This is a genomic window from Streptomyces sp. NPDC000941 (assembly GCF_053599555.1).
In genome coordinates this window covers 1-8,236 of the sequence record NZ_JBSFMM010000344.1, presented here as the reverse complement: position 1 = coordinate 8,236, position 8,236 = coordinate 1, and the positions used below count along the sequence as shown (strand labels likewise).

Below are 8,236 nucleotides of genomic sequence, written 5' to 3'. Positions count from 1 at the left end.
CGAAACGGAAGCCCCCCACCTGGAAGTTGAGCGTGTCCAGAGCCTGCGGAAACCGCCGGGTGTCGGGGCCGAACACCACTTGGGAGAGGTTGTCCTGCGGTGCCGGTGCCGGTGCCGGTGCCGTTGCTGCCGTCGCCTCCGCGGCCTTGGCGGTTGCCGCGCCGCGGGTGCGGCGGCGGCGCGGCTTGGCCGGGGCCTCAGGCTCCGCCTCGGGCTGGGCGGTGTCGGTCACGGCCGTGGTCGGGCCCTCGGCCGTGGTGACCGCCGCCTCGGCGTCGGTGCCGCTGTCGGCTGCCTTGGCCGTGCCCCCGGCGCGGGTGCGCCGACGGCGGCGGGGCTGCCTCGGCTCGGCGGTGGCCTCCGGGGCCGGGGCCTCCGCCGCGCCCTCCGCAGTGTCCACGGCCGCCTCGGCCGCCTGCGTCGAGTCTTCGGTCACCCCGTCGACCGCGACGCCGCCGCGCAGCCGGCGCCGCTGGCGCGGCGTGCGGGTGCGGGCCGGGCGCTCCTCGGCAGGCGCTGCCGCCGCCGAGGAGCGGCGGCCGCCGCGCGCGGACCGGGCGCCGCGGCCGCCGGTCTCGCCGAGGTCTTCGATCTCCTCGGCGTCCAGACCGGCCCGGGTGCGCTCGACGCGCGGCAGGACACCGGTGGTGCCCTCCGGGATGTTCAGCAGCTCGTACAGGTGGTCGGAGGTGGAGTAGGTCTCCTCCGGCTCGCTGAAGGGCAGGTCCAGCGCCTTGTTGATCAGCTGCCAGCGCGGGATGTCGTCCCAGTCGACAAGGGTGATGGCGGTGCCCGACGCGCCCGCGCGGCCGGTGCGGCCGATGCGGTGCAGATACGTCTTCTCGTCCTCGGGCGACTGGTAGTTGATCACATGCGTGACGCCCTCGACGTCGATTCCGCGCGCGGCGACGTCGGTGGCCACCAGCACATCGACCTTGCCGTTGCGGAAGGCGCGCAGCGCCTGCTCGCGCGCTCCCTGGCCGAGGTCGCCGTGCACCGCGCCGGAGGCGAAGCCACGGCGGGCGAGCTGGTCGGCGATGTCGGCGGCGGTCCGCTTCGTACGGCAGAAGACCATCACGAGGCCGCGGCCCTCGGCCTGCAGCACCCGCGCCACGACCTCCGGCTTGTCCAGGGAGTGGGCCCGGAAGACATGCTGGGTGATGTTCGCGACGGTCGCGCCCTCGTCGTCCGGCGCGGTGGCGCGGATGTGGGTGGGCTGTGACATATAGCGCCGGGCCAGCGAGATGACCTGGCCCGGCATGGTCGCCGAGAAGAGCATCGTCTGGCGCTTGGCGGGCAGCAGCTGGATGATCTTCTCGACGTCGGGCAGGAAGCCCAGGTCGAGCATTTCATCGGCCTCGTCGAGGACGAGGCTCTTGACGGCGGAGAGCCGCAGCTTCTTCTGGCCCGCCAGGTCGAGCAGCCGGCCGGGGGTGCCGACGACCACGTCGACGCCCTTCTTCAGGGCCTCGACCTGCGGTTCGTAGGCCCGGCCGCCGTAGATCGCCAGGACGCGCACGGCGCGGACCTTGCCGGCGGTGAGCAGGTCGTTGGTGACCTGCTGGCACAGCTCGCGGGTGGGGACGACCACGAGCGCCTGCGGGGCGTCGGTCAGCAGCTCGGGCTTGGCCCGGCCCGCCTCGACGTCCGCGGGGACGGTGACGCGCTCCAGCAGCGGGAGGCCGAAGCCCAGCGTCTTGCCGGTGCCGGTCTTGGCCTGGCCGATGACGTCGGAGCCCGAGAGGGCCACGGGGAGCGTCATCTCTTGGATGGGGAACGGGGACGTGATGCCGACGGCTTCAAGGGCCTCGGCCGTCTCGGGGAGGATCCCGAGGTCTCGGAAAGTGGTCAGGATGCTTGCCTCTTCTGTGAGACGCGGCGTGAGGCGGCGAAGGGGGTCGCACGGCGCCCCGAGTACAACCAGCCTTGGGGTGGCCGGTCCGGCGCGGGACCACTGCCCTCGCTCGAGCGCTCATACCGCGAGCGGAGCCCTCCTGCCGTGCGCACGATTACATGCGCGCCGCGCGGAAGGCGGTCGGTTTGGAGCCGATCGGGCCACCGACCGGGCATCCGTATGCGTGGAACGACCCGCCGATACTCGACGGGTGCCTCTAGCACTGTACCCCGAGACCGCGCATCTGTGACCGGGATGCCGGATGCGCCCCGTTGCCGGTCCCGGCTGACCAGGGCCTTCCAGGGGGCGCTGAGCGGGCTATTGTGCGCAGCATGGAGACGTCTGACACACCGGAGAACGCCCCCGCCGACGGGGAGCGCACCGAGGGACACGCCGACGGGGAGCGCACCGGGATCGCCGCCCAGGACTGGGCGCAGGCGGCCGAGCACCCGCAGTACCGCGCGGCCGTGGTGGATCTGCTCGGCGCCCTCGCCTACGGCGAGCTGGCCGCCTTCGAGCGCCTGGCCGAGGACGCCAAGCTGGCGCCCACGCTGGAGGACAAGGCGGAGCTGGCGAAGATGGCGTCCGCCGAGTTCCACCACTTCCAGCAGCTCAGAGACCGGCTGGCGGAGGTGGGCGAGCAGCCGACGGCGGCCATGGAGCCGTTCGCGGCGGCGCTGGACGGGTTCCACCGCCAGACGGCGCCGTCGGACTGGCTGGAGGGCCTGGTCAAGGCGTACGTCGGCGACTCGATCGCCAGCGACTTCTACCGCGAGGTGGCGGCTCGGCTGGACTCGGACACCCGCGGGCTGGTGCTGGGCGTGCTCGACGACACCGGCCACGCCTCGTTCGCGGTGGAGAAGGTACGGGCGGCCATCGAGGCGGACCCGCGGCTCGGCGGGCGGCTGGCGCTGTGGGCGCGGCGGCTGATGGGCGAGGCGCTGTCGCAGGCGCAGCGCGTGGTCGCGGAGCGGGACGCGCTGTCCACCATGCTGGTGGGCGGGGTCGCGGACGGCTTCGACCTGGCAGAGGTCGGCCGGATGTTCTCCCGGATCACCGAGGCGCACACCAAGCGGATGGCGGCGCTGGGCCTGGCGTCCTGAGCCTGGTGCTCTCCTGAGTCCGGTGCTCTGAGCTGTAGCGCGCGGCCCGCGCCCCTGAAGGGGTGCGGGCCGCAGTGCGTATGGGGGGGGTGGCTCTCAGGCCGTGGCGGAGCGGCGGAGCCTGCGGGCCGGGCGGACCAGCAGCGACAGCAGCGCCACCGAGAAGCCGAGCGCGGCGATCAGCACCGTCGGCGTATGTCCCGCGCCCAGCACGGCGTGGGCGAGCAGGGAGCCGAGAAGCGCGGCACCGGGGCCGGTGGACAGCAGCAGCCGTCGGGAATGGAACCTTCGAGGCTGCCAGCGGCCCGCCCCGTATGCGATGGCGAGACCGATCAGTACGGAGCCGAGCGCTTCCAAGATCATGGTGCGTCCTCCCGTGCGTGGATCGGCACCGAGGCCTCGTGGTACGGCGGTGCCGAGCCCCGGTCGCAGCCGTCCTACCCCCGGCCGGCGGCGGGCAACCCTGCCCGGCCGACCGAACCTGAAGACGGCCTTCCGCACGGGCGCGAAAAGGGGCGGGGCCCGGTGAGAGTTCTCACCGGGCCCCGCCGCGTTCCGTTGGCGCGGACGCTGCTCAGAGCGCGCTGAAGCCGACCTTGCGGGCGGCCGGCTCGCCGATCTCGACGTATGCGAGCCGGTCGGACGGGACCAGGACCTTGCGGCCGTGGTCGTCCACCAGGGTCAGCAGCTGCGCCTTGCCGGCGAGCGCGTCGGCCACGGCGCGCTCGACTTCCTCGGCAGACTGTCCGCTCTCCAAAACGATCTCGCGGGGCGCGTGCTGCACGCCGATCTTGACCTCCACGGCTTTGTCCCTCCGACGGTCAGTTGGGGTGCGCGGCCAGCCGCGCCGTACGCAGCACACATTAGCCCGGTGCGGAGACCGGACGGGCCGTACGGGCGCACGCCCGCAGCGAACACGCGGCCGCCGGGGGCGCGGCGGACACCCGCACACCGCCCCGGCCGCCGCGCGCGGCTCTCAGTTGCCGCCGTCGGTGCCGTGCAGCGGGAAGCCCGCGATGCCCCGCCAGGCGAGCGAGGTGAGCAGCTGCACGGCCGTATCGCGCGGCACCTGACTCTCGCTGGAGAGCCAGTAGCGCGCGACGACCTGCGAGACCCCGCCGAGGCCGACCGCCAGCAGCATCGACTCGTCCTTCGGTAGGCCGGTGTCCTCGGCGATCACTTCGCTGATGGCCTCGGCGCACTGCATCGAGACCCGGTCCACGCGCTCGCGCACGGCCGGCTCGTTGGTCAGGTCCGATTCGAACACCAGCCGGAAGGCGCCGCCCTCGTTCTCGACGTACGCGAAGTAGGCGTCCATGGTGGCGGCGACGCGCTGCTTGTTCTCGGTCGTCGACGCCAGCGCGGTGCGCACCGACTGCAGCAGCGCCTCGCAGTGCTGGTCCAGCAGGGCCAGATAGAGGTCGAGCTTGCCGGGGAAGTGCTGGTAGAGCACCGGCTTGCTGACCCCGGCGCGCTCGGCGATATCGTCCATGGCCGCCGCGTGATAGCCCTGCGCCACGAAGACCTCCTGGGCCGCCCCCAGGAGCTGATTCCGTCGGGCTCGGCGCGGCAGGCGCGTGCCCCGCGGGCGCGCCTCGGTCTGCTCGATGGCTGTCACGCCGCCTCCCAATGAGTGTTCTGTACACGGTGTGCACCGCGCCCGCCATCGTACTTTTGGGTAACAGGGCGGCGCGCGGTCCGTACGGAGAATTTCACGGACCGGACTCCATAAAAAGCTGACAAATGGCGCAGTTCACAAGTAGTCGTCCTCGTCCACCTCGACGATCCGGGCCTGCTCCATGCGGTCCGCCTCGTTCGCCTCCGACAATGCGTCCGCGTTCACGGGCTCGTCCCGGTTCGGCAGGAGGTCGTGGTGCTGCTCCGCGGCGTCCACTTCCGGTGCTTCGACGTCCTCCACGGCGAATTCGGCGGCGTCGTTTTCCTCGAAGGTCTCGGGGTCGCTGGGGTCGACGGACATTTCTCCCCTTCCTCAGGCGTTCCTCAGACGCCCGGGTCCGGGCGTTTCTCCCGCCCGCCCCGGCCCGGAGTGAATCGTCCCTGTGTATCTACGAGCCTAAGAGGTGTTCCGTGATTCGCCGACCCGGCGAACTGGTACGGCCGGCGGTGGCCGAGAAGACGGCCTGCGTGAGTCAACCGCGTGAGGTGCTGACCACCGGCTCGCCGGTACAACGCTTGCGGCAGCCCACTGAACGGCGGGCCTCTGCTCACCGAATTCCGGACAGGCCCCGAGCAACCCCGGATGAGGAGAGCTCACTTTCGGACGCTCTCGACGCTACGCGGCCCTGTGAGGGCGAACACAGGGCCGCGGGCGTGATCGTCTCGTAACATTGCCGCATGTCTTCGACCGAGCAGCCGGTTCCCCGCATCGTCTCCGCGGTCCCGCCCGCCCGGCCCGTTCGCGTCGGAGCGGGGGAGCGGCTGCGTACGGTGCGCCTCTCCGGTCTCACCCTCACCGTACGGTGCCGCCCGCCGGTCCGGGACGGTCTGCCGCCCGCGCTCTATGTGCACGGGCTCGGCGGCTCCTCGCAGAACTGGTCCCTCCTGATGGAGCCGCTTGCCGAGCGAGTGGACGGAGAGGCCCTTGACCTGCCCGGCTTCGGTGACTCCCCGCCGCCGGACGACGGCGACTACTCGATACCGGGCCACGCCCGTGCGGTGATCCGCTATCTCGACGCGAGCGGGCGCGGGCCCGTGCACCTGGTCGGCAATTCGCTGGGCGGCGCGGTCTCCACCCGCGTCGCCGCGCTGCGGCCGGACCTGGTGCGCACCCTCACTCTCGTCTCGCCCGCGCTGCCCGAGCTGCCCCCGCAGATCACGGCGGTCCCCACCGGCATGCTCGCGATCCCCGGCGTCACCCGGCTGTTCACCCGGCTGACCCGGGACTGGGACGCGGAGCGGCGCACCCGCGAGGCGATGGCGCTCACCTATGGCAACCCGTCGCAGGTCAGCCCGGAGAACTTCGCGCTGGCGGTGCGGGAGTTCGAGCGGAAGCTCGCCCTCCCGTACTTCTGGGACGCGCTGACCCGCTCGGCGCGCGGCCTCGTCGATTCGTACACGCTCGGCGGCCAGCACTCGATGTGGCGGCAGGCCGAGCGGGTGCTGGCGCCGACGCTGCTGGTGTACGGGATGCGTGACCAGCTGGTGTCCTACCGGATGGCGCAGCGGGCCGGCGCGGCCTTCCGCGACTCGCGGCTGTTGACGCTGGTGGACGCGGGGCACGTGGCGATGATGGAGTATCCCGAGGCAGTGGCGCAGGGGATGCGTGAACTGCTCGATGACGTGACAGGCCGAGAAGGCAGAGCAGGCCGGGAGGGCCGGGAGGACGGCGGCCGCCGGGGTGACCCGGGGATGCGGACCGCCCCGGTACCCGGCACGGACGGGAGCGGTGCGGCGCGTGGGTAAACACAGCGCACGTGGCAGCCAGAGCCAGGAGGACCGCGACCGCCGGTCCGGGCAGGCGGGCCCAGGCTCCGCCCCCGCCCCCGGCGGCGGCCGTGGCCCCGGTGCCGGTCCCGGCTTTGTGGAGTACACGCCCTCCGGTCCGGCCGGGCCGGCTGGTCCGGCAGGAGGCCCGGGCACCGGCCGCAGACGGCGGATGGTGCCGGGGCCGGGGCCGGGGCCTGGGGCTGGTCCTGAGCCTGGTGTGGATCCTGGTGTGACTCCGCCGCAGGGTGTGCCGCGGATGCGTCCGCAGGGGCCTGGTGTGCCGCGGGCCAGGGGCGGGCACCCGGAGCACCGTGAGCCGGGCGGCGGTTGGGGCGCCGTGGGCGGTCCGGGCGGGCCGGGCGGTCGTATGGTCCCGGGCGGGCCCGGGGGGCCTGGTGGTCCGGCCGGTCCCGGCGGTTTCGGTGGACCGGGACGGCCTGGCGGCCAGCCGCGTCCCGGTGGTCAGGCCGGTCCTGGCGGTTCGGTGCGGCGCGGCGGTTTGAGCGGTGTGCCCGGCGGCCCTGGTGGTCCCGGTGGTCCGGGCGGTATGCCCGGCGGGGCGCGGGCGTCTTTTGGGGCGCGGACCGCGAGCCCTGCGCCGGGCGCGACGGTGGGCGGCCTGATGCCAGGCCCGCGCAAGGAGTACGTCGACGCGTTCGACACCTCCGAAGCCCTCGACTGCGACGGCGAGGACGTCTTCGCCGCGGGCGCCCCGGGAGCGCCGCGCCGTACCGGGGCGGACGGCGCCGATGGCATGGACGCCGACGCCGACGACGGTGAGGACGAGCCTCAAGAGGCGGCCGGCGCGGCCAAGGGCGGCAAGGGGCGGACGTTCACCGGTGTCGCCGCCGCGGCCGTGACCACCGTGCTGGCGGTCGTGGTCGCCGGGCAGGTGGCCAACGGGCCGCAGGGCAGCGGCAACAGCGCGCGTGCCCAGGGCGGCGCGGAGCGCACCGAAGCCGCGGGCGACGACGACGGGAACGGCGAGCGGGCGGCGCGGTCCGCCCCCACCACCCCGGCCCCGAAGGCCACTTCGTACGCCGCGCTGATGACGCAGAAGTTCCCGCTGGACCCGAAGCTGAGCGGATCCGGGGCGTTCACGACGGTCCCCGGGCAGGACAAGGGGACCGGCCGGGGCCGGGTGTGGCGCTATCGCGTGGACGTGGAGAAGGGCCTGCCGCTGGACGGCGAGCTGTTCGCGCGGGCCGTGCACAAGACGCTGAACGACGAACGCAGTTGGGGCCACGGCGGGACCAGCTCCTTCGACCGGGTCTCCTCCGGCCGGGCCGACTTCGTGATCACGCTGGCGAGCCCCGGCACCACCGCGAAGTGGTGTCTGAAATCCGGTCTGGACACCACCCAGGACAACGTCTCCTGCGACTCCGCCTCCACCGAGCGCGTCATGATCAACGCCTATCGGTGGGCGCAGGGCGCGAGGACCTTCGGCGACGACAAGATGCATGCGTACCGGCAGATGCTCATCAACCACGAGGTGGGCCACCGGCTCGGGCACAACCACGAGATCTGCTCCCGGCAGGGCGCGCTGGCGCCGGTGATGATGCAGCAGACCAAGTTCCTGACGACCGACGGGGCGACCTGTCGGCCGAACGCCTGGCCGTACCCCAGGTGACGGACGGCCGCGGGTAGCCGGCGGCCGTATCCGCGTACGGAGCCCCACAACGCCTGACGGCCGGGAAGGTCACGGGCGTTCACCCCTTCCGGTGGTGGGGCGGCCCAACCCGCCTCGCCCCCCACCCCCTCCCCCCCAACCTCGTCCCCCAGGCGCTCGCGG

At 73.1% G+C, this 8,236-nt stretch carries 8 protein-coding genes; 3 read left to right on the top strand and 5 right to left on the bottom strand.

Going from position 1 to position 8,236, the window contains the following annotated elements; translation table 11 throughout:
• The coding region (locus ACWDSL_RS50230) for a DEAD/DEAH box helicase (RefSeq protein ID WP_450496075.1) at positions 1-1,762 on the bottom strand (1,762 nt) is incomplete at its 3' end.
• Between the two features lie 455 nt (positions 1,763-2,217).
• On the opposite strand from ACWDSL_RS50230, the gene ACWDSL_RS50225 reads away from it, so the two are divergent.
• The gene (locus ACWDSL_RS50225) at positions 2,218-2,997 is read left to right on the top strand and encodes a ferritin-like fold-containing protein (RefSeq protein WP_450496073.1); all 780 of its coding nucleotides are present in this window, start codon (positions 2,218-2,220) and stop codon (positions 2,995-2,997) included.
• Between the two features lie 96 nt (positions 2,998-3,093).
• Here ACWDSL_RS50225 and ACWDSL_RS50220 read toward each other — a convergent pair whose 3' ends face one another.
• From ACWDSL_RS50220 to ACWDSL_RS50205, 4 genes are all read right to left on the bottom strand, one after another.
• Positions 3,094-3,360 carry a hypothetical protein gene (locus ACWDSL_RS50220; protein ID WP_450496071.1) on the bottom strand — a complete coding sequence of 89 codons (267 nt, stop codon included), beginning with the start codon at positions 3,358-3,360 and terminating at the stop codon, positions 3,094-3,096.
• 211 nt (positions 3,361-3,571) lie between these two features.
• Entirely contained in the window at positions 3,572-3,799 is a 228-nt protein-coding gene (locus ACWDSL_RS50215) for a DUF3107 domain-containing protein (RefSeq protein WP_014176655.1), read from the bottom strand.
• Between the two features lie 174 nt (positions 3,800-3,973).
• Complete coding sequence (locus tag ACWDSL_RS50210) at positions 3,974-4,615, bottom strand: TetR/AcrR family transcriptional regulator (protein ID WP_450496069.1); 642 nt, start codon at positions 4,613-4,615, stop codon at positions 3,974-3,976.
• A gap of 135 nt (positions 4,616-4,750) precedes the next feature.
• Positions 4,751-4,975, bottom strand: coding sequence for a hypothetical protein (locus tag ACWDSL_RS50205; protein WP_450496068.1), 225 nt, complete (start codon positions 4,973-4,975; stop codon positions 4,751-4,753).
• A 377-nt stretch (positions 4,976-5,352) separates the two neighbouring features.
• Here ACWDSL_RS50205 and ACWDSL_RS50200 point away from each other — a divergent pair, with 377 nt between their 5' ends.
• Both ACWDSL_RS50200 and ACWDSL_RS50195 read left to right on the top strand, forming a co-directional pair.
• Positions 5,353-6,420 carry an alpha/beta fold hydrolase gene (locus ACWDSL_RS50200; RefSeq protein ID WP_450496067.1) on the top strand — a complete coding sequence of 356 codons (1,068 nt, stop codon included), beginning with the start codon at positions 5,353-5,355 and terminating at the stop codon, positions 6,418-6,420.
• 646 nt (positions 6,421-7,066) lie between these two features.
• The gene (locus ACWDSL_RS50195) at positions 7,067-8,074 is read left to right on the top strand and encodes a DUF3152 domain-containing protein (protein ID WP_450496065.1); all 1,008 of its coding nucleotides are present in this window, start codon (positions 7,067-7,069) and stop codon (positions 8,072-8,074) included.
• The last annotated feature ends 162 nt before the right edge of the window (positions 8,075-8,236 follow it).